We start from the raw sequence: 20,952 nt of genomic DNA on the forward strand, positions 1-20,952 counted from the left end.
TACCCCCCGGCCGCGCCCTCCCGGGGCGGGGCGGGGGCCCGGGGGGATCGCCCCCCGTTTCCCCCCCCCCTGACCACCCGCCACGAGCGTGACCCGCGCTACGGCTCCGACCCGGTCCCCGTGGTCGCGGGACCGGCCAGGGCGCGGACGCCGGTGACGATCTCCTCCGGGGTGGGTGCCGTGGTGGGGTCGGTGAGCCACTGGGTGACGACGCCGGAGAGCAGGGCCATCTGGGCGGCGCCGACCGTGCGTACCGTCGCCTCGTCGATCTCCTCCTCGGGGCGGCCGGTGACCAGGGCGGCCATGCCCCGGCGGCCCTGGTGCACGCCGCCGGCCAGCTGAGCGCGCAGCTCCGGGTCGTGCTCGCTCTGGGTCAGCGCCTCGACGCTGGCCAGCCAGAGTGGCCGGTCCTTCTGGATCGAGCCGACCACCCGTCGCCAGAAGCGCAGCATCGGGTCCTCGTCCGGGTCGTCGTGCTCCTCGGCCAGCGCCACGGCGAAGGCCTGGCCCCAGTCGTCCATGGCGCTCAGCATCGCGGCGGTGAGCAGGGCCTTCGTCGAGCCGTAGTGGTAGCCGATGGAGGCCAGGTTGGTGCCCGAGGCGGCCACGATGTCCCGCGCCGTGATGCGCGCGTAGCCCTTCTCGTAGAGCGCGCGCTTCGCGCCGTCCAGCAGATCCTCACGGTGGCCCATGGTCGGCATCCTAACTTCTATACAAACGTATAAGACATTTGTATAGTACGGCTATGGCGAACTCACGGGTGTTGATCTCAGGCAGTGGTGTGGCGGGTCCTGCGCTGGCGTTCTGGCTGGTCGAGCAGGGGTACGACGTCACCGTCGTGGAACGGGCGCCGGAACTGAGGGCCGGGGGTTACAAGGTGGACGTGCGCGGCGCCGCGACCACGGTGCTCCAGCGGATGGGTCTGCACGACGCGGCGAAGGCCGAGGAGACCGGGATGCGCACCACGACGTACGTGAAGCGGGACGGCCGGGTGATCGCCTCGCTGCCGGCGAGTCTGCTGATGGGCCGGCGCGGTGACGACCTGGAGATCATGCGGGGCGACCTCGGGCGGATCCTGTACGACGCCACCGCGGGCGACGCGACCTACGTGTTCGGCGACGCGATCGCGGCGATGACCGAGGACGCGGACGGGGTGGACGTCACCTTCGCGAGCGGACGCACCGGGCGGTACGCGTTCGTGGTCGGCGCCGACGGCCTGCACTCGGCGACCCGCAGACTGGCATTCGGTGAGGTGGAGCCCCACCACCTGGGTGCCTACATCTCGATCTTCTCGGCGCCGAACGTGCTCGGCATCGACCGGGAGGAGATGAACTACGCCGAGCCGGGGCGGCTGACCTTCGCCTACGCGCTCGGCGCGGACCAGCCCGCCACGGTCGGCATCGTCTTCGCCGCGCCCGAGCTCTCCTACGACCGTCGCGACGTCGCCGCCCAGAAGCGGCTGGTCCGCGAGGCGATGGCCGGGCTCGGCTGGCGGACCGCGGACTTCCTGGCCGCGCTCGACGACGCGCCGGACTTCTACTTCGACGCGATCAGCCAGGTGGAGATGCCGCGCTGGTCCAGCGGCCGGGTCGTGCTGCTCGGGGACGCGGGCTACTGCCCCTCGCCCGCCTCCGGCCAGGGCACGAGCCTCGCGCTGGTCGGCGCCTACGTGCTCGCGGAGGAGCTGGCGAAGGCGGGTGGCGCGTACGCCACCGCCTTCGCCGCCTATGAGGGCGCGCTCCGGTCGTACGTGGAGAAGAATGTGATCTTCGGTCGGAAGATGGTCGGGGACATGGTGCCGGGTGGGCGGTTCGCGATCGCCGTCCGCAACTACGGCATGCGGACGCTCCGGTTCCACCCGAGGAAGGAACAGGTGATCGAGAGGGTGCTGGCCCCGCTGCACGAGGCAGCCAACGCGATCACTATCTAGCCGGGGCGTGCTCCCTGCGGACCGAGTCGGCCAGCTGCGGGGGCATCGGCTCGTGCCGGAGGTACTGCCGGGTGAAGGTGCCCGTGCCCGAGGTCAGCGCGCGCAGCTCCACCGCGTACCGGACCAGCTCGGTGGCCGGCACCTCGGCCCGGACCAGGCTGGCCTCGCCGTCGCCGCCCGACTCACTGCCGAGCGGGCGCCCGCGACGGCCGGAGAGATCGCTCATCACCGCGCCGACGTACGTCTCCGGCACCTTGACCACGATCTCGTCCACCGGCTCCAGCAGCGTGATGTGCCCGGACTCGGCCGCCGCCCGCAGCGCCAGCGCACCCGCCGTCTGGAACGCCGCGTCCGAGGAGTCCACGCTGTGCGCCTTGCCGTCGTAGAGCGTGACCCGCAGGTCGACCATCGGATAGCCGGCCGCGAGACCCTTCTCCAGCTGGGCCCGGACGCCCTTCTCCACCGAGGGGATGTAGTTGTGCGGCACCGCGCCACCGACCACCCTGTCCACGAAGACGAAGCCCTCGCCCCGGGGCAGCGGCTCCACCTCGATGTCGCAGACCGCGTACTGGCCGTGCCCGCCGGACTGCTTGACGTGCCGGCCGTGCCCCTTGGCGGTGTTGCCGAACGTCTCCCGCAGCGCCACCTTGACCGGCTCGGTGTCCAGCTCCACACCGCCCGAGCGGAGCCGGTCCAGGACGACGTCGGCGTGCGACTCGCCCATCGTCCAGAGCACCAGCTGGTGGGTCTCCGGGTTGCGCTCCAGGCGCAGCGTCGGATCGCCGGCCACCAGACGGCCCAGGTTCTTGGCGAGCGCGTCCTCGTCGGACCGGGTCTTCGCCACCACCGCGATCGGCAGCAGCGGCTCCGGCATCGACCAGGGCTCCATCAGCCGGGGGTCGTCCTTGGTGGAGAGGGTGTCCCCGGTCTCCGCCGAGCCGGACTTGGTGATCGCGCAGATGTCGCCGGCGACGGCCTGGCCCACCTCGCGCAGCTGGGCGCCGAGCGGGGAGTAGACGTGTGCGACCCGCTCGTCCGCGTCGTGGTCGGGGTGGCCGCGCTCGGCCAGCCCGTGCCCGGAGACGTGCAGCGTCTGGTCCGGCCGCAGGGTGCCGGAGAACACCCGGACGAGGGACACCCGTCCGACGTGCCGGTCGATCGTGGTGCGGACCACCTCGGCCACCAGCGGGCCGTTCGGGTCGCAGGCCAGCGGCGGGCGCGGCGAGCCGTCCACCCCGGTGGCCACCGGCAGGTCGTGCTCCAACGGGGTCGGCGCGCCGTTGACCAGGCCGTCGAGCAGCGCGTCCAGGCCGACGCCGGTCGCCGCGCAGACCGGGACGACCGGGTGGAAGTGGCCCCGGGCCACCGCCTTCTCCAGGTCCGGGACCAGGGCGTCGGTGCTGATCAGCTCGCCGGCGACGTACCGGTCCATCAGGGTCTCGTCCTCGCTCTCGGCGATGATCCCCTCGATGAGCAGGTTCCGGTCGTCGGCGATCGGGTTCAGGTGTTCCTTCTCCGCCTCGCCGATCCGTGGCGGATACCCCTGGGAGTAGTCGAGCAGCCGGAGCGTGACCAGCCCGAGCAGGCCGACGACCGAGGTGCCGTCGTCGCCGAGCATCGGCTGGTAGATCGGCATCACGTTGTCGCCGAAACAGTCCTGGCAGTCCTGCAGCGTCTGCTCGTAGTCGGCGCGGGGGTGGTCCAGCCGGGTGATCGCCACGGCGCGCGGCATGCCGACCGCGGCGCACTCCTCCCAGAGGGCGACGGTGGAGTCGTCCACACCGTCGACCGCGGAGACGACGAAGAGCGCGGCGTCCGCGGCGCGCAGCCCTGCCCGCAGCTCACCGACGAAGTCGGCGTAGCCCGGGGTGTCCAGCAGGTTGATCTTCACGCCGTCGTGGACCAGCGGCGCGCAGGAGAGCGCGACCGAGCGCTGCTGCCGGATCGCCGCCGGATCATTGTCGGTGACCGTGGTGCCGTCGGTCACCGTGCCGGCCCGGGGGATCGTGCCGGTGGCCGCGAGCAGCGCCTCCACCAGCGTGGTCTTCCCCGAGCCGGAGTGGCCGACCAGCACCACGTTGCGTACGTTGCCGGGATCTGTCACCACCGGCGCGGTCGCGCCGGCAAGCCCCTTCTCCGAAGTCTTCTGCGCCATGCCGAGCGCTCCTGTCGTTTCCGATTTGTTACGACGCTGTTCTGCAAATCCCACACCCGGTGCTGTCGGCCCGCAAGGACCTGGAGACACCGGCCCCTACCGGATGGTGACGATCCGGCCACGTGCGGGGCGAGGCGTACCGTCCCGCACCGCCCGCCGATATGGTGGGACGGCCATGGCAAAGATCGTCCAAGTAACGGCCCGTACCGTCGTCTCGTACGTCGTCAACCCGGCCGCACGTTTCCTGCTCCGGATCGGCGTGACACCCAACGCCGTCACCATCGCGGGCACCGTTGGTGTCCTCATCGGTTCGTATTTCGGCGCCCAAGGTGAGCTTTTCTGGGGCACCGTGATCGTAACCGCCTGCGCTCTCACCGACGCACTCGACGGCACAATGGCCCGGATGCGGGGCGGAACCGGCAGATTCGGGGCACTCCTCGACTCGTCGATGGACCGCATCGCCGACGGTGCGGTCTTCGGAGCCGTCGTCTACTACCTCGCGACCGAGGGCAATCCGTACGGCGGGGTCGTCGCCGCGCTGGTCTGCCTCGTGTTCGGCCAGGTCGTGTCGTACGTGAAGGCGCGGGCGCAGTCGCTCGGCCTGAACGCCGACGTCGGCATCGCCGAACGCCTGGAACGCCTGCTCATCGTCGGTGTCGGCGGACTGCTCGGCGCCGCGGGCCTCGACTGGGGCCTGCCCGCCGCGCTCTGGGTGCTCGCCGCGCTCGCCGTGTTCACCGCCTTCCAGCGGCTGATCCACGCGGGCCGCACCGAAACCCCGGTCGCGTGAAGGACCGGCTGACCACGCTCGGCTACTCGGCCGGGTGGAGTCTGGTGCGGGCGCTGCCGCTCCCGGTGGCGCGCACCCTCTTCCGGGCCGCCGCCGACCGGGCGTGGAAGTCCAACGGCAAGGGCACCCAGCGGCTGCGCCGCAACCTCCAGCAGGTGGTGGGACCGGAGATGCCGGAGACCCTGGTCCGCGACGGCCTCCGCTCGTACGCCCGGTACTGGATGGAGGCGTTCCGGCTGACGGGGGCGACCCCCGGGCAGACCTACCCGGGCTTCTTCATGCACCCGGAGAGCCACGACGCCCTCAAACAGGGCGTCGCCGAGGGCAACGGGGTGGTCCTCGCCCTGCCGCACGTGGCGAACTGGGACGCGGCCGCCGTCTGGGTGGTCTCCCAGGACTGGCAGCTGATCACGGTCGCCGAGCGGCTCAAGCCGGAGGCCGTCTACCAGCAGTTCCTCGACTACCGGGAGCGCCTCGGCATGCGGGTGCTCCCGCTCACCGGCGGCGAGCGGCCCCCGCTCGACGTGCTCGCCGAGCACCTGTCGCAGGGCTGGATCGTCCCGCTCCTCGCCGACCGGGACCTCTCCCGCGCCGGCGTCGAGGTCGACTTCTTCGGCGGTAAGGCACGGATGCCCGCCGGACCGGCGATCCTGGCGATCCGGACCGGCGCGCCGCTCTACGCGGTCGACTGCTGGTACACCGAATCCCGGGTCGAATCGGTCATGCGCCGGGTCACCCCACCGGCCGACGGCCCGTTGGACGAGCGTGTCAAACGGACCACGCAGCTTCTCGCCGACGCGTACGCGGCCGGTATCGCCGACCACCCGCAGGACTGGCACATGCTCCAGAAGCTCTGGCTCTAGGAGGTCGTCGGCAGTGCGGATCGGGATCGTCTCGCCCTACTCGTTCGACGTGCCCGGCGGCGTGCAGAACCACATCATGGACCTGTCCGAGGCACTGATCGGGCTCGGTCACCACGTCAGCGTGCTCGCACCCGCCGACGAGGACGCCGAACTGCCCGGGTACGTGGTCGCGGCCGGGCGGGCGGTGCCGCTGCCCTACAACGGCTCGGTCGCCCGGATCGCCTTCGGCCCGGTCTCCACCGCCCGGGTCCGGCGCTGGCTGAAGAACGGCGAGTTCGACGTGCTGCACGTGCACGAGCCGTTCACGCCCAGCCTGTCGTTCCTGGCGGTGCTCTCCGCCCGCGGGCCGGTGGTGGCCACCTTCCACACCGCGATGACCCGGTCCCGGGCGCTCTCCGCCGCGCAGAGCTTCCTGCAGCCGGCCCTGGAGAAGATCACCGCCCGGATCGCGGTCAGCGAACTCGCCCGCAAGGTCCAGGTCGAGCACCTCGGCGGGGGAGCGGTCGAGATCCCCAACGGCGTCGCGGTCCGGAAGTTCGCCACCGCCGAGCCGATGGCGGGATGGCCCGGCGAGGGGGGCGCCCTGGGCTTCCTGGGCCGCTTCACCGAGCCGCGCAAGGGCTTCCCGCTCCTGCGTACGGCGTTCGTCGCGCTCGCCCGGGAACGCCCCGGGCTGCGGCTGCTGGTCGCGGGGCCGGGCGACCGGGACGAGCTCTTCGAGGACATCCCCGCCGAACTCCACGGCCGCGTCGAACTCCTCGGCCTGGTCAGCGAGGCCGACAAGGCCCGGATGCTGCGCAGCGTCGACGTCTACGTGGCCCCGAACACCGGCGGCGAGAGCTTCGGCATGATCCTCACCGAGGCGATGGCCGCCGGGGCCACGATCGCCGCCAGCGACCTGGACGCGTTCCGCCGTGTCCTCGACGGCGGGCGGGCCGGTGCGCTCTTCCCGACCGGCGACGCGGCGGCGCTCATCACCCTGCTCGGCGAGCTCCTCGACGATCCGGCGCGACGGGCCGAACTGTCGTCGTGTGCGCGTACCGTGGTCGGGACCTTCGACTGGCCGAGCGTGGCCGGGCGGGTGCTCGAGGTGTACTCCTCGGCGATCGAGGCGATCGACGGCCGCGTCTTCGACGACGATCCGGCCTGATCCGTCTTTTTCATCACGGCCCCGGGCCTGTGACGTCCTGTTACACAGGGAGCACTACGATGCCCGGCATGTGGTGGGTGGTGGGAGTCGTCGTGCTGGCCGCGATCTTCTCGGCGTACCTCGGCTGGACCGCTCAGCGCGTGGAACGTGTGCACGCCCGCGCCCAGTCGGCCGAGCGCGCGCTGGATGCGCATCTGCTGCGGCGCGCGGCGGCGGCGGCCGTGGTCGCGGAGCAGACCGAGTCGGTCGAGCTGTACGCGGCGGCGCGGCTGGCGCTCGACGCCGAGTCGGACGAGCGCGAGTCCGCGGAGAACGACCTGACCCGCCAGCTCCAGCGGATCGAACTGGACCCGGCGGACCCGGCGGCGCGGACGCTGATCGCCAGCAGCCGGCGGGTGGTGCTGGCCCGGCAGGTGCACACCGATCTCGTCCGGGACGCGCTGACCGCGCGGCGCCGCAAGCTCGTCCGGGTGCTGCGGTTGCCGGGGCGGTACCCGCGGCCGGCGTACTTCGACATCGTGGAGCCGGTGATGCCGGAGCTGCCCCCGGCCCCGGCCCCGGGCATGCCACCGGAGAGCCCGCTGCCCGCCCAGGCGGTGGAGGCCGCCTCTTGAGCGCGGCGGGAGCACGGACGGCGTACGGGAAAAGGCCCCGCGGGAAGCAGGGCCTGATCCGGGAGAGTGAGCGAAGCGGGGTTACCAGCCACGCTCGGCGAGGCGGTGCGGCTGGGGGATCTCGTCGACGTTGATGCCGACCATGGCCTCGCCCAGGCCGCGGGAGACCTTGGCGATCACGTCGGGGTCGTCGTGGAACGTGGTGGCCTTGACGATGGCGGCGGCGCGCTGGGCCGGGTTGCCGGACTTGAAGATGCCGGAGCCGACGAAGACGCCCTCGGCGCCGAGCTGCATCATCATGGCGGCGTCGGCGGGGGTGGCGATGCCGCCGGCGGTGAAGAGGACCACCGGGAGCTTGCCGGCCTCGGCGACCTCCTTGACCAGGTCGTACGGGGCCTGGAGCTCCTTGGCGGCGACGAAGAGCTCGTCCTCGGGCAGCGTCTGCAGGCGGCGGATCTCGGCGCGGATCCTCCGCATGTGGGTGGTGGCGTTCGAGACGTCGCCGGTGCCGGCCTCGCCCTTGGAACGGATCATCGCGGCGCCCTCGGTGATCCGGCGCAGCGCCTCGCCCAGGTTGGTGGCGCCGCAGACGAACGGCACGGTGAACTGCCACTTGTCGATGTGGTTGGCGAAGTCGGCCGGGGTCAGCACCTCGGACTCGTCGACGTAGTCCACGCCGAGCGACTGCAGCACCTGAGCCTCGACGAAGTGGCCGATCCGGGCCTTCGCCATCACCGGGATGGAGACCGCGGCGATGATGCCGTCGATCATGTCGGGGTCGGACATCCGGGAGACGCCGCCCTGGGCCCGGATGTCGGCCGGCACGCGCTCCAGCGCCATCACGGCGACCGCGCCGGCGTCCTCGGCGATCCTCGCCTGCTCGGCGTTGACGACGTCCATGATCACGCCGCCCTTGAGCATCTCTGCCATGCCGCGCTTGACGCGGGCGGTTCCGATGGCGGGCTGGGTCTCGGACATGGGGAATCGGCTCCTCGAGGGCGTACGACAGGGGCGGGATGGTCGGTAAACGGGATGCTACGAAGCCGCGACAGCGGCTCCGATAGCCAATCGACCCCCCGGTGGCCTGCTTTACCTCTGCGAGCCGGGTGCCACCTAGAGTGGGCTGCGTGAACATCGGAGTGCTGGCCCTGCAGGGCGACGTGCGAGAACACCTGGCCGCCCTGGCGGAGTCGGACGTGCTGGCCCGGCCGATCCGGCGGCCCGAGGAGCTCGCCGAGGTCGACGGGCTGGTGCTTCCGGGTGGCGAGTCCACCGCGATCAGCAATCTGGCGATCACTTTCGGACTGCTCGACCCGATTCGGAAGCGGATCGCGGACGGCATGCCGGTGTACGGTTCCTGCGCTGGCATGATCATGCTGGCCACGACGGTGCTGGACGGGCGTTCCGACCAGGAATCCTTCCAGGGCATCGAGATGACCGTCCGGCGCAACGCCTTCGGCCGGCAGATCGACTCGTTCGAGGCGACGGTGCCGATCGAGGGCATCGCGGGGGGTGATTTCCACGCGATCTTCATCCGGGCGCCGTGGGTCGAGGAGGTCGGCCCCGACGTGCGGGTGCTGGGGCGCGTTGCTGACGGTGACGCCGCCGGTAGGATTGTCGCGGTTCGGCAGGGGAACCTGCTCGCCACGGCATTCCACCCGGAGCTGACCGGTGACCTTCGCGTCCATCGGTACTTCGTCGAGATGGTCCGCCAGGCCGCACCCGCACGGTAGACACGGAGGTTACGCATGTCCGGCCACTCCAAGTGGGCGACGACCAAGCACAAGAAGGCCGTCGTCGACGCCAAGCGCGGCAAGATGTTCGCCAAGCTGATCAAGAACATCGAGGTCGCGGCCCGGACTGGTGGCGGCGACCCGTCCGGTAACCCTACGCTCTACGACGCCATTCAGAAGGCGAAGAAGAGCTCGGTCCCGAATGACAACATCAACAACGCGGTCAAGCGCGGTTCCGGCCTGGAGGCCGGCGGCGCCGACTGGCAGACGATCATGTATGAGGGGTACGGCCCGAACGGCGTGGCCCTGCTGATCGAGTGCCTCACCGACAACCGGAACCGCGCCGCCACCGAGGTCCGGACCCGGCTGACCCGCAACAACGGCACGTTCGCCGACGCGGGCAGCGTGTCGTACCTGTTCCACCGCAAGGGCGTGGTGATCGTCCCCAAGGGTGAGCTCAGCGAGGACGACGTCATGCTCGCCGTGCTCGACGCCGGCGCCGAGGAGATCAACGACCTCGGTGACGCGTTCGAGGTGGTCAGCGAGCCGACCGACCTGGTCGCGGTGCGCACCGCCCTGCAGAGCGCCGGGATCGACTACGACTCGGCCGAGTCGCCGCTGCTCCCGACCATGACGGTGCCGCTGGACGAGGAGCCGGCCCGCAAGGTCTTCAAGCTGATCGACGTGCTCGAGGACTGCGACGACGTGCAGAACATCTACGCCAACTTCGACATCTCCGACGAGGTCGCGGCCGCGATCGAGGAGTGACGGCGAGGCCGGCTCGCCGTCTCACGGGGTGGCGAGCCAGCTCATCGACTGGATCATGGCGATCACCAGCAGGGTGCCGCCGGCGATCAACCACGCGACACGCCGGTGCTCGGCCCGGCGCCACGCGTGCACCCAGGCCACCCCGGCGTCGGCGAGCGTGACCAGGCCGGCCCGGGTCGTCGTGTCCAGCACCGTGGCCTTGTCGAGCGCGAGGCTGCCGTGCGTCCTGACGGCCCGGGCCGGCGGCCGGAGCACGCGTACCTCGACCCGGTGGATCCGGTCCTCCCGCCAGGCCGTGGCGCGCTTCGCCAGGCGGCGGTGGAGGTAGGCGCCGACCGCGTCGGTGCGGGTCAGCCGGGACCACCAGGACAGCCGGCGCCAGTGGGCGGCCAGGTCGTCGAGCAGGGTCAGGTAGACCTCATCGGTGCCGGTCAGCCGCACGGACTCGGCGCGCAGGAAACGCTCGTGGAGCGCGACCGCGTCGAGGAAGCCCGGTGGCGGTTCGTCGTCCATCGCTACCTCCTCACCCATCGTCGAGGCGTGTCAACGGCGAGCACAAGGGGTGACCGTATTAGGGTGTCGAACACACGTACGTGAGGGGAGGCCACGGTGCGCGTGCTCGGCATCGATCCGGGTCTCACCCGGTGCGGGGTCGGCGTCGTCGACGGGGTTCCCGGGCGGCCCGGCACGCTGGTGGCGTACCAGGTGGTCCGCAGCGAACCGGACGAGGACATCGCGCTGCGCCTGCTGCATCTGGACCGGAGCCTGGCCGAGCTGGTCGAGCGGCACCGGCCGGAGCAGGTCGCCGTCGAGCGGGTGTTCTCCCAGCACAACGCGCGGACCGTGATGGGCACCGCGCAGGCCAGCGCGGTGGCGATCCTGGCCGGCGCACGGGCCGGGCTGCCGGTGCAGACGTACACGCCGAGCGAGGTCAAGGCGGCCGTCACCGGCTCCGGGGTCGCCGACAAGGCACAGGTGACCGCCATGGTCACCCGGCTGCTGAAGCTCGACGCGCCGCCGAAGCCGGCCGACGCGGCGGACGCCATCGCCATCGCCATCTGTCACATCTGGCGCGGGGGCACCCGCGCCAGGATCCAAGCCGCGGCGGTCGCCGCCGCCCGCAGGAGCAGCCGATGATCGCCAGTGTGCGCGGTGAGGTCACCGCGATCCTCCCGGACAGCGCCGTGGTCGAGGTGGGTGGTGTCGGGATGCGGGTGTTCTGCACGCCGAACACGCTCGCCGGGCTGCGGACCGGGGCCGAGGCGCGGCTCGCCACCACGCTGATCGTGCGGGAGGACTCGCTCACCCTGTACGGCTTCGCCGACGACGGTGAACGGCAGCTCTTCGACCTGCTGCTGACCGCGAACGGGGTGGGCCCGCGGATCGCCCAGGCGGTGCTCGCGGTCCACCAGCCGGACGCGGTGCGCCGGGCGATCAGCGGTGGCGACATCGCGGCCCTGACCCAGGTGCCGGGCATCGGCAAGCGCGGCGCCGAGAAGATGATCGTCGAGCTCAAGGGCAAGATCGGCCCGGTCGGGCTCGGCGACGGCGGTGGCGGGGTGCTGGCCGGCGCGTGGCAGGAGCAGGTCCGGCAGGGCGTGCTCGCGCTCGGCTGGTCCGCGGCCCAGGCCGACCAGGCCGTCGCCGCGATCGGCGAGACGATCGACGGCGAGGTGCCGCCGGTGCCGGTGCTGCTGCGCCAGGCGATCCGGCTGCTGGGCAAGACGCGATGACCTCGTTCGACGGCGATCTCTCCGCGGAGGCCTTCGAGGAGGAGCGGGACGAGGAGACCAGTGTCCGGCCGAAGCGGCTGGCCGACTTCATCGCCCAGCACCGGGTCCGCGACCAGCTGGAGCTGCTGCTCAAGGCCTCCCTCGGCCGTGGCACCCCGCCCGACCACATCCTGCTCTCGGGCCCGCCCGGCCTCGGTAAGCCGGTCTCGGTCGACGCCCTCGTGCTGATGTCGGGCGGCGAGCGCAAACGGCTCGGCGACATCGCCGTCGGCGATGCGGTGATCACCAGGACGGGTGAGCCCGCGCTCGTCGAGGCCGTCCACGAGCAGGGCGAGCTGGACACCGTCCGGATCCGTACCACCTCCGGCCGGGAAGTGGTCGCTGCCCCGGATCACCCGTTCTGGACCACGGAGGGCTGGGTCAAGGCGGGTGACCTGACGCCGGACGACGTCCTGGCCAACGTGCTCACCCCCGGAGTGGTGGCGGACGGCACCGAGACGACCGACGAGTTCAGTCTCGCCGGTTACCTCATCGGTGATGGGTGCACCAGCAACCAGGTGACCTTCACCAGCGGCGACCAGGACGTCCTCGACGACTTCCGGGCGCTCTGCGACCGGATGCGCCGACCGCACAACACCCGGCCCAACTCGGCCAAGAGCTCACTGATCCGGATCTCGGGCCTGAAACCGTGGCTACGGGAGCACGACCTGATCGACAAGACGGCCTGGCACAAGCGGGTCCCCGCGTTCGTCTATCGCGGCGACAGCCGGCAGATCGGTACGTTCTTGGCCGCGTATTTCGCCTGTGACGGAACGGTGAGCCGTCGTGGCCGGGACCGCTACGACGTGGTCATCGAGTTCTGCAGCGTCTCCTACGGGCTTCTGCAGGACGTTCAGCACCTGTTGCTGCGCCTTGGCATCCAGTCCCGGCTCAAGCTCAAGCGCGGTCGTTACCAGGGACGTCTCCCCGAGTCGTGGCGTCTGAGCATCATCAGCCAGGACGACGCGGCCCGGTTCGTCGAACGGGTCACCCCGATCGGTGCGCGGGGAGAGCGTCTCCGGGAGTGGGCCCCGCGCCGGGACCGCTTCGACGAGCAGCTCGCTCCGGACCGGGTGGCCTCGGTCGAGCCGGCCGGGCTGACCGAGTGCCGCTGCCTGACCGTGGCGGACGATCACACGTTCACGGTGAACGACCTCGTCGTCCACAACACGACGCTGGCGAACATCGTGGCGGCGGAGCTCGGGACCGGGATCCGGACCACCAGCGGGCCGGTGATCGAGCGCTCCGGTGACCTGGCCGCGATCCTCACCGGGCTCGCCCCCGGCGACGTGCTCTTCATCGACGAGATCCACCGGATCGCCAAGCCCGCCGAGGAGCTGCTCTACAGCGCCATGGAGGACTTCCGGGTCGACGTGGTGGTCGGCAAGGGGCCGGGCGCCACCGCGATCCCGCTGGACGTGGAGCCGTTCACGCTGGTCGGGGCGACCACCCGGGCCGGGTTGCTGACCGGGCCGATGCGGGACCGGTTCGGGTTCGTCGCGCACCTGGACTTCTACTCACCGGCCGACCTGGACGCGCTGCTGCACCGGTCGGCCCGGATCCTCGGCGTGCCGATCACCCCGGAGGGCGCCGCCGAGATCGCCCGCCGGTCGCGGGGCACGCCGCGTATCGCGAACCGGCTGCTGCGCCGGGTCCGGGACTTCGCCGAGGTCCGTGCGGACGGCGTGGTCACCGAGGAGGTCGCCCGGGCGGCGCTTGCGGTGTACGACGTCGACGCCCTCGGCCTGGACCGGCTGGACCGGGCGGTGCTGCGCGCGCTGATCGAGTCGTTCAAGGGCGGCCCGGTCGGTCTGTCCACGCTCGCCGTCGCGGTGGGCGAGCAGTCCGACACGGTGGAGGAGGTCTGCGAGCCGTTCCTGGTCCGGGCCGGGCTGCTGGCGCGGACGCCCCGGGGCCGGGTCGCCACCGAGGCCGGCTGGGCCCATCTCGGAAAGACGCCGCCGGCCGACGGCCGTTCCGGCGTATTTCAAGGTGACCTGTTCGCCCGAGACACGTAAATATCGCTCGTGATGTGAACGTGACGTGTGCCGCATTCGTAGTCTCCAGGTTGACCTATTAGACTCGCCGCCGGTTCGACCTGAGAGTTTTGACGCCGCGGATCGACCTCCATCGAGGTATCAGCGGCCTACGGAAGGCTATTTCTCGTGTTTGAGGCGGCTGACAGCGGCAGCGGTAATCCACTGAGCCTGTTCCTGCCCTTCGTTCTGATCATCGGTGTGATGTATTTCCTGATGATCCGGCCGCAGCAGAAGCGGCGCCGTGAGGCGATGGAGATGCAGAACAAGCTCGGCCCGGGGGACGAGATCGTCACCATCGGCGGCCTGCACGGCACGGTCGTCACGGTGGACGACGAGGTCGTCGCCCTGGAGATCGCGCCCGGTGTCGGCCCGGTCCGCTTCGCCCGCCAGGCGATCGCGCGGGTGGTCAGCCGGGCAGACGAGACCGCCGCGGCCGACGAGACCGAGGAGACGGAAGCCGAGCCGGAGATCGTGGAGCCCGCGGTGGAAGAGCCGCAGAGCCCGGTCGTCGAGACCCGCAAGCAGGACTGACAGACTCGCCATACGGAACCGGCCCGCGGCACCTCGCCTGCGGGCTGATTCGTCCCGGCCATCGTTCGCCCATCGGTGGCCGGTCACCGATCGACAGCGCCGCGCCGATCACGCGGCCGAAGCACAGGGAGACCTAAAGCCGTGGCACGACCACCACAGGGACAGATGCATCCTGGACGCCAGCTAGGCGTGCTCGGTCTGGTCTTCGTCGTCCTGTATCTGCTCGTGTTCTTCGCCGCCGGTGCGAAGGGCAGCTTCACCGACCGCCTCCAGCCCAAGCTCGGCCTCGACCTCGTCGGTGGCACCACGGCCACCTACATCGCCACGCAGAACGGCCAGACGCCGACGACCGAGGCGATGAACACGGCCAAGCAGATCATCGAGAACCGGGTGAACGCCCTCGGCGTCTCCGAGGCCGAGGTGGTCATCCAGGGTAACAACACCATCGTCGTCTCCCTGGCCGGCGAGGCGAAGGACCAGCTGAAGGACCTGTCGCAGGCCGCCAACATGCGGTTCCGCCTGGTCACCGGCGCGACCGGGGACGTCGCCTCGACGGCGATGAACCCGCCGACCGCCTCGCCGAGCGCGTCGGCCAGCGGCGCGGCCCCGTCCGCGTCCTCCTCGGCGGCCCCGGCCGCCAGTGGCAGCGCGCCGGCCGTGACCGCGAGCCCGACCTCCTCGACCGGCGGTCAGGGTGGCGGCGAGGCCGTGCCGAGCGCGTCCGCCTCCGCGGAGCCGTCCGCGGCCGCCTCGACGCCGGCTCCGGCCGCGTCCGACGCCCCGGTCACCGCGGACGTCGAGGCGCAGCGTGCCGCGATCGAGAAGAAGGTCGGCACCAAGATCTGGGAGCAGGCCGAGAAGCTGACCGCCCCGGTCGACGTCAGCACCGACACCGAGGCGGGCCTGCCGTACAAGGCGTTCGGCACGCTCTCCGGCGCCGAGGTCAACGCGCTCACCCCGGACATGCAGTTCAACATCCCCACGATCAGCTGCCAGCAGCTGGACGAGCGGCCGAACGGCGCGATCGACGCCGTCGACTCCTCGGTGGTGGCCTGCTACGGCGGCACCATGAAGGTGATGATGGACAAGGCCAAGGTGGTCGGCGACGACATCAAGCAGGCCGCTCAGCAGCTCGACCAGACCACCAACCAGTGGGTGGTCTCGCTGGACTTCACCTCGGACGGCCAGAAGAAGTGGGCCGACCTGACGCGTGAGGCGTACGAGGCGACCTCCTCCGACGCCTGCTACGTCGCGCTCACCAACCTGTACGGCTCCGCCGAGCACTGTGCGGTGGCGGTCGTGCTGGACAAGGAGATCCTCTCCGCGCCGCAGATCCAGGGCGTGCTGACCGGCTCCTCGCAGATCACCGGCAGCTTCACCGCGACCAGCGCGAAGCAGCTCGCCGACCAGCTCAACTTCGGTGCCATCCCGGTCACCTTCGACTCCGGCCCGGCGCAGACCATCTCCGCGACCCTCGGCCTGCAGCAGCTGGAGGCGGGCCTGCTCGCCGCCGCGATCGGCATGGCCCTGGTGGCGGTCTACGCGTTCTTCTACTACCGCCTGCTCGGCTCGGTCATCTTCCTGAGCCTGCTGCTCTCCGGTCTGCTCACCTTCGGCGCCCTGGTCTTCCTCGGCCGCACGATGGGGTACACACTGACCCTGGCGGGTATCGCCGGCTTCATCGTGTCACTCGGTGTGGCGGCGGACTCGTTCGTCATCTACTTCGAGCGGCTCAAGGACGAGATCCACGAGGGTCGCTCGCCGCGGAGCGGTGTCCAGCGTGCCTGGCTCCGGGCCCGGCGGACGATCATCTCGGCGAACACCATCACGATCATGTGTGCGGTGGTCCTCTACATCGTGTCGATCGGCGCGGTGCAGGGGTTCGCGTTCGCGATGGGCCTCTCGACCGTCCTCGACCTCCTCGTGGTGTTCCTCTTCCGGCACCCGATCATGACCATGTTCGCCAGCACCAAGGCGTTCCTGTCGCCGCGGGTCAGCGGTCTCGGCCGCGTCCTGCGCCGCACCCCGACCGAGGAGCCCGTCTCCTCGCGTGTGAAGGAGGCCTGACATGGCCCGTCCCGGTCTCGCCACCCGCCTCTACCAGGGCGAGGCGAACATCAACATCGTGGGCCGCCGGAAGACGTGGTTCATCGTCGCCGCCGTGCTCGTGCTGATCTCGATCGGCAGCTTCACCTTCAAGAAGTTCGACCTGGGCATCGAGTTCGCCGGTGGCACCTCGTTCAGCGTGCCGGCCTCGGCCGACGGTAAGACGCTCACCCAGGACCAGATCCAGACCGCGGTCACCAAGGCGGTCCTCGGGGCGGCTCCGGACGCCGAGGTCACCACCACGCAGAAGGTCGGCGACGGCGACGACGCCACCTACACCGTGCGGGCGTCGGCGCTGACCGCGGCCGAGTCGGAGAAGGCGAAGGCGGCTCTCGTCGCGGACCTCGGCGTCAAGGCCGAGGACGTCAGCGACAGCCAGGTCTCGGCGGCCTGGGGCGGTGCGGTCACCCAGCAGGCGATCCTCGGTCTGGTCATCTTCCTGGTGCTGGTCACCGGGTACCTGGTGATCCGGTTCGAGTGGCGGATGGCGGTCGCCGCGCTGGCCTCGCTCCTGCTCGACCTGGTGCTCACCGCCGGCGTGTACTCGCTGGTCGGCTTCGAGGTCACGCCCTCCACGGTGATCGGCTTCCTGACGATCCTCGGTTACTCGCTGTACGACGTGGTCGTGGTCTTCGACAAGGTGCAGGAGAACACCCGGGGGATCACCGCCGGCAGCTCCCGTACCTACAGCGAGGCCACCAACCTCGCGGTGAACCAGACCCTGATGCGCTCGCTCAACACCGGCCTGGTCGCGCTCCTGCCGGTCGGCGGCCTGCTCTTCATCGGCGCCGGCCTGCTCGGTGCCGGCACCCTGAAGGACCTCGGCCTGGTGCTCTTCGTCGGCATGGGCTTCGGCGTCATCTCCTCGATCATGTTCGCGGCCCCGGTGCTCAGCGCGCTGAAGGACCAGGAGCCGAAGATCAAGGCGCACAACGCCCGGGTGCTCAACCGCCGGGCGAACCGCTCCGACGACGTGGCGCGCGGCGAGCGGGTCCGCTCGGCGAACGCCACCGAGTCGGACGAGCCGGCGTACGCGGGAACCACCCCGCGCCCGGGCGCCCGCCCGGCCGGCAAGCGCAACACCAACCGTGGCGGCGGCGCCGGCAGCCGGCCCCAGGGCGGCAAGCGCAACTGATCCGCACCGATCACCCGCGACGGCCCGCTGCTCCTCGAGCAGCGGGCCGTTACGCTGTCCGCCGTGACTGACGAAACCCCTACCGGCGACAGCGGCCCCGACCTGGCCGCCCTGGTCGCCGGCGCCACCATCGACGTGCCGGACTTCCCCCAGCCGGGCATCGTCTTCAAGGACCTGATGCCGCTCTTCGCGGACGGCGCCGTCTTCAAGAACGTGATCGACGGGATCGTCGCCCACCACGGGCCCGGCTCGTTCGACGTGGTGGCCGGGGTGGAGGCGCGCGGGTTCGTGGTGGCGGCCGCGATCGCGTACGCGACGGGCACCGGCGTGGTGCCGATCCGCAAGGCGGGCAAGCTGCCGCGCAAGGCCCTGTCGGCGTCGTACGCGCTGGAGTACGGCGAGGCCACCCTGGAGGTGCACGAGGACGCGTTCGTCGCCGGACAGCGGGTCCTGGTGGTCGACGACGTGCTCGCCACCGGTGGTACGGCGGGTGCCGCGATGGACCTGGTCGAGCGGGCCGGCGGCACCATCGCGGGCTTCACCGTGCTGATGGAGCTGGGCTTTCTTCCGGGCCGGGAGAAGCTGGCGCCCCGTACGGTGCACGCGCTGCTGACCGTTTGATCCGGCTTCGATGTTCTTCGCCCGGTCGGGCCGACGTATTCGGAGGTTCGGCCGGGCCAATCCGGGTATCGGTGCGGGTAGGATGGGCGTTCCATAGGGAGCGGGCCGGGATCCACCGGCAGCGGTCCCGGGCAATAGCAGGGATCTCGACGCGACGGTGAATGAGGAGGCCGGTGTCCAGCGACGTCGCCCCTCCGGCGGAGGGCACGGTGCAACCGACCCAGAACTCGCGGACCGGCTCGGGTGGGGCTACCCCCGCTGACCAGCCGCGCTCTGACGACAAGTCCGGTTCCAACGGCGTCGGCCCGAACGGCTCGGGCCCACGTCCGGCGGTCCCCGGTACCGACATCGAGACCACCCAGCCACTCTCGCCCGCCGACGAGCCGGGGCCCTTCGGCGGCCTGGCCGGTGCGCCCACCGGGCGGCGGGTCCGGGCCCGGCTGGCCCGGTTCAACGCGCCGTGGCAGAGCACCCAGGTCAGCGAGGTGCTCGAGCCGCTGATCGCCACGCACCGGGCGAGTCACCCCAAGGGTGACGTGCGCCAGCTGCAGAAGGCGTTCGACGTCGCGGCCCGCTGGCACTCGGGGCAGTACCGCAAGTCCGGGGATCCGTACATCACGCATCCGCTCGCCGTGGCGACCATCCTGGCCAACCTGGGCATGGACACCACGACGCTGGTGGCGGCGCTGCTGCACGACACGATCGAGGACACCGACTACGGCCTGGAGCAGATGCGCACCGACTTCGGCGCCGAGGTGGCGCTGCTGGTCGACGGCGTGACCAAGCTCGACCGGGTGAAACTCGGCGACGCGGCGAAGGCGGAGACGATCCGCAAGATGGTCGTCGCGATGGCCAAGGACCCGCGCGTCCTGGTGATCAAGCTGGCCGACCGGCTGCACAACATGCGTACCCTGACCTTCCTGCCCCGCGCCAAGCAGGAGCAGAAGGCCAAGGAGACCCTCGAGATCCTGGCCCCGCTGGCCCACCGCCTCGGTATGAACACGATCAAGTGGGAGCTGGAGGACCTCGCCTTCGGGACCCTCTTCCCCAAGCGGTTCGAGGAGATCAACCGCCTGATCGGGGAGCACCAGCCGCAGCGGGAGGCGCTGCTGCGCCAGGTGACGAACCGGGTCAGCCTCGACCTCAAGTCGGCGAAGATCAAGGCCGAGACCACCGGCCGCCCGAAGCACCTGTACTCGATCTACCAGAAGATGATCGTGCGGGGCCGGGACTTCAACGACATCTACGACCTGGTCGGCGTCCGTATCCTGGTCGACACGGTCCGCGACTGCTACGCCGCGCTGGGCGTCATCCACGCGAACTGGCAGCCGGTGCCGGGCCGGTTCAAGGACTACATCGCGATGCCGAAGTTCAACATGTACCAGTCGCTGCACACGACGGTGATCGGCCCGACCGGCAAGCCGGTCGAGATGCAGATCCGTACCTTCGCCATGCACCGGACGGCGGAGTTCGGCATCGCCGCGCACTGGAAGTACAAGGAGCAGAAGGGCGCGACGATCGTCGGCCCGCCGGCGCACATCGACGAGATGACCTGGCTGCGGCAGCTGCTCGACTGGCAGCGTGAGGCGAGCGACCCGTCCGAGTTCCTGGACGCGCTGCGGTTCGACCTCTCCAGCCAGGAGGTGTACGTCTTCACCCCCAAGGGTGACGTCATCCCGCTGCCCACCGGGTCCACGCCGGTCGACTTCGCGTACGCGGTGCACACCGAGGTCGGCCACAAGTGCATCGGCGCCCGGGTCAACGGCAAGCTGGTGCCCCTGGAGTCGACGCTCTCCAACGGCGACGTGATCGAGATCTTCACGTCGAAGTCGAGCACGGCCGGCCCGACGCAGGACTGGCTCGGCTTCGTGAAGAGCCCGCGGGCGCGTACGAAGATCCGGCAGTTCTTCAACAAGGAGCGCCGCGAGGAAGCGATCGAGGTCGGCAAGGAGGCGATCGTCAAGGCGATGCGCAAGCAGGGCCTGCCCCTGCAGCGCATGCTGACCAGCGAGAACCTCACGACGATCGCGCGCGACCTGCACCTGGCCGACGTCGCCTCGCTCTACGCCGCGGTCGGCGAGAACACCGTCTCCGCCCAGTCCGTCGTGCAGAAACTGGTCGCCGGCTTCGGCGGCGAGGAGGGCGCGGTCGAGGACATCGCCGAGACCGCCGTCGCGACCCGCCCGCCGCGTAACCGCAGCACCGCCCAGGACCCGGGCGTCGTGGTCAAGGGCGTCTCCGACGTCTGGGTGAAACTCGCCCGCTGCTGCACCCCGGTACCCGGCGACGCGGTCTTCGGCTTCGTCACCCGCTCGGGCGGCGTCAGCGTGCACCGCGAGGACTGCGCCAACGCCGAGGACCTGCGCGAGCAGCAGGAACGCGTCGTCGAGGTGAGCTGGAAGCCCACCTCCGCCTCCACGTTCCTGGTCGCCATCCAGGTCGAGGCCCTCGACCGGCACAAGCTGCTGGCCGACGTCACCCGGGTGCTCTCCGAGGAGCGCGTCAACATCCTCTCCGCGACGGTCACCACGACCCGCGACCGCGTCGCCGTCAGCCGGTTCACCTTCGAGATGGCCGACCCGAAGCACCTCGGGCATTTGGTCGCGGCGGTCCGAAAGGTCGACGGTGTGTTCGATGCCTACCGCGTGACCTCGGGGGCCTGAGCGGCTTTTACTCACCCTGGGACGGTTGGGGCCGTGGGTGGGCATGCAGGGCGGTGGAGCGTTTATGCCCTGCATGCCCACC

General features: G+C 70.8%; 19 protein-coding genes and 1 pseudogene. 16 read left to right on the plus strand and 4 right to left on the minus strand.

What is annotated here, in order from left to right:
• Nucleotides 1-98: 98 nt before the first annotated feature.
• Nucleotides 99-692, minus strand: coding sequence for a TetR/AcrR family transcriptional regulator (locus AB0M08_RS44925; protein ID WP_364507708.1), 594 nt, complete (start codon nucleotides 690-692; stop codon nucleotides 99-101).
• Nucleotides 693-745: 53 nt separating this feature from the next.
• Between AB0M08_RS44925 and AB0M08_RS44930 the strand changes: the two genes are divergently transcribed.
• On the plus strand, nucleotides 746-1,930 hold the full coding sequence (locus AB0M08_RS44930; protein WP_364507710.1) for an FAD-dependent monooxygenase: 1,185 nt from the start codon (nucleotides 746-748) through the stop codon (nucleotides 1,928-1,930).
• Here the strand turns inward: AB0M08_RS44930 and AB0M08_RS44935 are convergent.
• Complete coding sequence (locus AB0M08_RS44935; RefSeq protein WP_364507712.1) at nucleotides 1,923-4,085, minus strand: elongation factor G-like protein EF-G2; 2,163 nt, start codon at nucleotides 4,083-4,085, stop codon at nucleotides 1,923-1,925. The two genes, AB0M08_RS44930 and AB0M08_RS44935, sit on opposite strands and share 8 nt — an antisense overlap.
• Before the next feature lie 175 nt (nucleotides 4,086-4,260).
• Here AB0M08_RS44935 and pgsA point away from each other — a divergent pair, with 175 nt between their 5' ends.
• Genes pgsA through AB0M08_RS44955 form a run of 4 tightly spaced genes read left to right on the plus strand, consistent with a single transcriptional unit; the run spans nucleotide 4,261 to nucleotide 7,502 of the window.
• Nucleotides 4,261-4,875 (plus strand): phosphatidylinositol phosphate synthase, encoded by a 615-nt coding sequence (gene pgsA / locus AB0M08_RS44940; protein WP_364507715.1) that lies wholly within the window; start codon nucleotides 4,261-4,263, stop codon nucleotides 4,873-4,875.
• Entirely contained in the window at nucleotides 4,872-5,738 is an 867-nt protein-coding gene (locus AB0M08_RS44945; RefSeq protein WP_364507717.1) for a phosphatidylinositol mannoside acyltransferase, read from the plus strand. Before pgsA ends, AB0M08_RS44945 begins: the two co-directional genes overlap by 4 nt.
• 13 nt (nucleotides 5,739-5,751) lie before the next feature.
• Nucleotides 5,752-6,888 (plus strand): glycosyltransferase family 4 protein, encoded by a 1,137-nt coding sequence (locus tag AB0M08_RS44950; protein WP_364507720.1) that lies wholly within the window; start codon nucleotides 5,752-5,754, stop codon nucleotides 6,886-6,888.
• Between the two features lie 59 nt (nucleotides 6,889-6,947).
• Nucleotides 6,948-7,502, plus strand: a complete 555-nt coding sequence (locus AB0M08_RS44955; protein WP_364507723.1) for a hypothetical protein — start codon at nucleotides 6,948-6,950, stop codon at nucleotides 7,500-7,502.
• A gap of 81 nt (nucleotides 7,503-7,583) precedes the next feature.
• Here AB0M08_RS44955 and pdxS read toward each other — a convergent pair whose 3' ends face one another.
• Nucleotides 7,584-8,480 (minus strand): pyridoxal 5'-phosphate synthase lyase subunit PdxS, encoded by an 897-nt coding sequence (gene pdxS, locus AB0M08_RS44960; RefSeq protein ID WP_364507726.1) that lies wholly within the window; start codon nucleotides 8,478-8,480, stop codon nucleotides 7,584-7,586.
• Between the two features lie 149 nt (nucleotides 8,481-8,629).
• Between pdxS and pdxT the strand changes: the two genes are divergently transcribed.
• On the plus strand, nucleotides 8,630-9,235 hold the full coding sequence (gene pdxT / locus AB0M08_RS44965; protein WP_364507728.1) for a pyridoxal 5'-phosphate synthase glutaminase subunit PdxT: 606 nt from the start codon (nucleotides 8,630-8,632) through the stop codon (nucleotides 9,233-9,235).
• A gap of 15 nt (nucleotides 9,236-9,250) precedes the next feature.
• Nucleotides 9,251-10,003, plus strand: a complete 753-nt coding sequence (locus tag AB0M08_RS44970; protein ID WP_364507731.1) for a YebC/PmpR family DNA-binding transcriptional regulator — start codon at nucleotides 9,251-9,253, stop codon at nucleotides 10,001-10,003.
• Between the two features lie 21 nt (nucleotides 10,004-10,024).
• Here AB0M08_RS44970 and AB0M08_RS44975 read toward each other — a convergent pair whose 3' ends face one another.
• A complete protein-coding gene (locus AB0M08_RS44975) occupies nucleotides 10,025-10,516 on the minus strand; it encodes a hypothetical protein (RefSeq protein WP_364507734.1) in 492 nt (163 codons plus the stop codon).
• Nucleotides 10,517-10,612: 96 nt separating this feature from the next.
• Between AB0M08_RS44975 and ruvC the strand changes: the two genes are divergently transcribed.
• The 9 genes and pseudogenes from ruvC to AB0M08_RS45020 all read left to right on the plus strand — a co-directional run bounded on the left by ruvC (nucleotide 10,613) and on the right by AB0M08_RS45020 (nucleotide 20,870).
• Entirely contained in the window at nucleotides 10,613-11,140 is a 528-nt protein-coding gene (ruvC, locus tag AB0M08_RS44980) for a crossover junction endodeoxyribonuclease RuvC (protein WP_364507737.1), read from the plus strand.
• A complete protein-coding gene (gene ruvA, locus AB0M08_RS44985; protein WP_364507740.1) occupies nucleotides 11,137-11,736 on the plus strand; it encodes a Holliday junction branch migration protein RuvA in 600 nt (199 codons plus the stop codon). The genes ruvC and ruvA overlap by 4 nt, the downstream gene beginning before the upstream one ends.
• A pseudogene (locus tag AB0M08_RS44990) lies at nucleotides 11,733-12,002 on the plus strand (Holliday junction branch migration DNA helicase RuvB); the annotation flags it as partial. The gene ruvA and the pseudogene AB0M08_RS44990, both read left to right, overlap by 4 nt.
• 351 nt (nucleotides 12,003-12,353) lie before the next feature.
• A complete protein-coding gene (ruvB, locus tag AB0M08_RS44995; RefSeq protein ID WP_364507755.1) occupies nucleotides 12,354-13,793 on the plus strand; it encodes a Holliday junction branch migration DNA helicase RuvB in 1,440 nt (479 codons plus the stop codon).
• 147 nt (nucleotides 13,794-13,940) lie between these two features.
• Nucleotides 13,941-14,345, plus strand: a complete 405-nt coding sequence (yajC, locus tag AB0M08_RS45000; RefSeq protein WP_364507743.1) for a preprotein translocase subunit YajC — start codon at nucleotides 13,941-13,943, stop codon at nucleotides 14,343-14,345.
• A 165-nt stretch (nucleotides 14,346-14,510) separates the two neighbouring features.
• On the plus strand, nucleotides 14,511-16,412 hold the full coding sequence (secD, locus tag AB0M08_RS45005) for a protein translocase subunit SecD (protein ID WP_364507746.1): 1,902 nt from the start codon (nucleotides 14,511-14,513) through the stop codon (nucleotides 16,410-16,412).
• A 1-nt stretch (nucleotide 16,413) separates the two neighbouring features.
• Nucleotides 16,414-17,586 carry a protein translocase subunit SecF gene (gene secF, locus AB0M08_RS45010; protein WP_364507749.1) on the plus strand — a complete coding sequence of 391 codons (1,173 nt, stop codon included), beginning with the start codon at nucleotides 16,414-16,416 and terminating at the stop codon, nucleotides 17,584-17,586.
• 102 nt (nucleotides 17,587-17,688) lie between these two features.
• Nucleotides 17,689-18,207, plus strand: coding sequence for an adenine phosphoribosyltransferase (locus AB0M08_RS45015; protein WP_364507758.1), 519 nt, complete (start codon nucleotides 17,689-17,691; stop codon nucleotides 18,205-18,207).
• Between the two features lie 173 nt (nucleotides 18,208-18,380).
• On the plus strand, nucleotides 18,381-20,870 hold the full coding sequence (locus AB0M08_RS45020) for a bifunctional (p)ppGpp synthetase/guanosine-3',5'-bis(diphosphate) 3'-pyrophosphohydrolase (protein ID WP_364507752.1): 2,490 nt from the start codon (nucleotides 18,381-18,383) through the stop codon (nucleotides 20,868-20,870).
• The last annotated feature ends 82 nt before the right edge of the window (nucleotides 20,871-20,952 follow it).

The sequence above is a fragment of the Actinoplanes sp. NPDC051851 genome, from assembly GCF_040681165.1.
In the GTDB taxonomy this organism is placed as follows: domain Bacteria; phylum Actinomycetota; class Actinomycetes; order Mycobacteriales; family Micromonosporaceae; genus Actinoplanes.

What these genes read in the sequence shown, in the direction of transcription:
- AB0M08_RS44925 (WP_364507708.1), bottom strand. Translation starts at nt 692, where the DNA reads ATGGGCCACCGTGAGGATCTGCTGGACGGCGCGAAGCGCGCGCTCTAC.
- AB0M08_RS44930 (WP_364507710.1), top strand. Translation starts at nt 746, where the DNA reads ATGGCGAACTCACGGGTGTTGATCTCAGGCAGTGGTGTGGCGGGTCCT.
- AB0M08_RS44935 (WP_364507712.1), bottom strand. Translation starts at nt 4,085, where the DNA reads ATGGCGCAGAAGACTTCGGAGAAGGGGCTTGCCGGCGCGACCGCGCCG.
- pgsA (WP_364507715.1), top strand. Translation starts at nt 4,261, where the DNA reads ATGGCAAAGATCGTCCAAGTAACGGCCCGTACCGTCGTCTCGTACGTC.
- AB0M08_RS44955 (WP_364507723.1), top strand. Translation starts at nt 6,948, where the DNA reads ATGCCCGGCATGTGGTGGGTGGTGGGAGTCGTCGTGCTGGCCGCGATC.
- pdxS (WP_364507726.1), bottom strand. Translation starts at nt 8,480, where the DNA reads ATGTCCGAGACCCAGCCCGCCATCGGAACCGCCCGCGTCAAGCGCGGC.
- AB0M08_RS44970 (WP_364507731.1), top strand. Translation starts at nt 9,251, where the DNA reads ATGTCCGGCCACTCCAAGTGGGCGACGACCAAGCACAAGAAGGCCGTC.
- AB0M08_RS44975 (WP_364507734.1), bottom strand. Translation starts at nt 10,516, where the DNA reads ATGGACGACGAACCGCCACCGGGCTTCCTCGACGCGGTCGCGCTCCAC.
- ruvA (WP_364507740.1), top strand. Translation starts at nt 11,137, where the DNA reads ATGATCGCCAGTGTGCGCGGTGAGGTCACCGCGATCCTCCCGGACAGC.
- ruvB (WP_364507755.1), top strand. Translation starts at nt 12,354, where the DNA reads ATGCGCCGACCGCACAACACCCGGCCCAACTCGGCCAAGAGCTCACTG.
- secD (WP_364507746.1), top strand. Translation starts at nt 14,511, where the DNA reads ATGCATCCTGGACGCCAGCTAGGCGTGCTCGGTCTGGTCTTCGTCGTC.
- secF (WP_364507749.1), top strand. Translation starts at nt 16,414, where the DNA reads ATGGCCCGTCCCGGTCTCGCCACCCGCCTCTACCAGGGCGAGGCGAAC.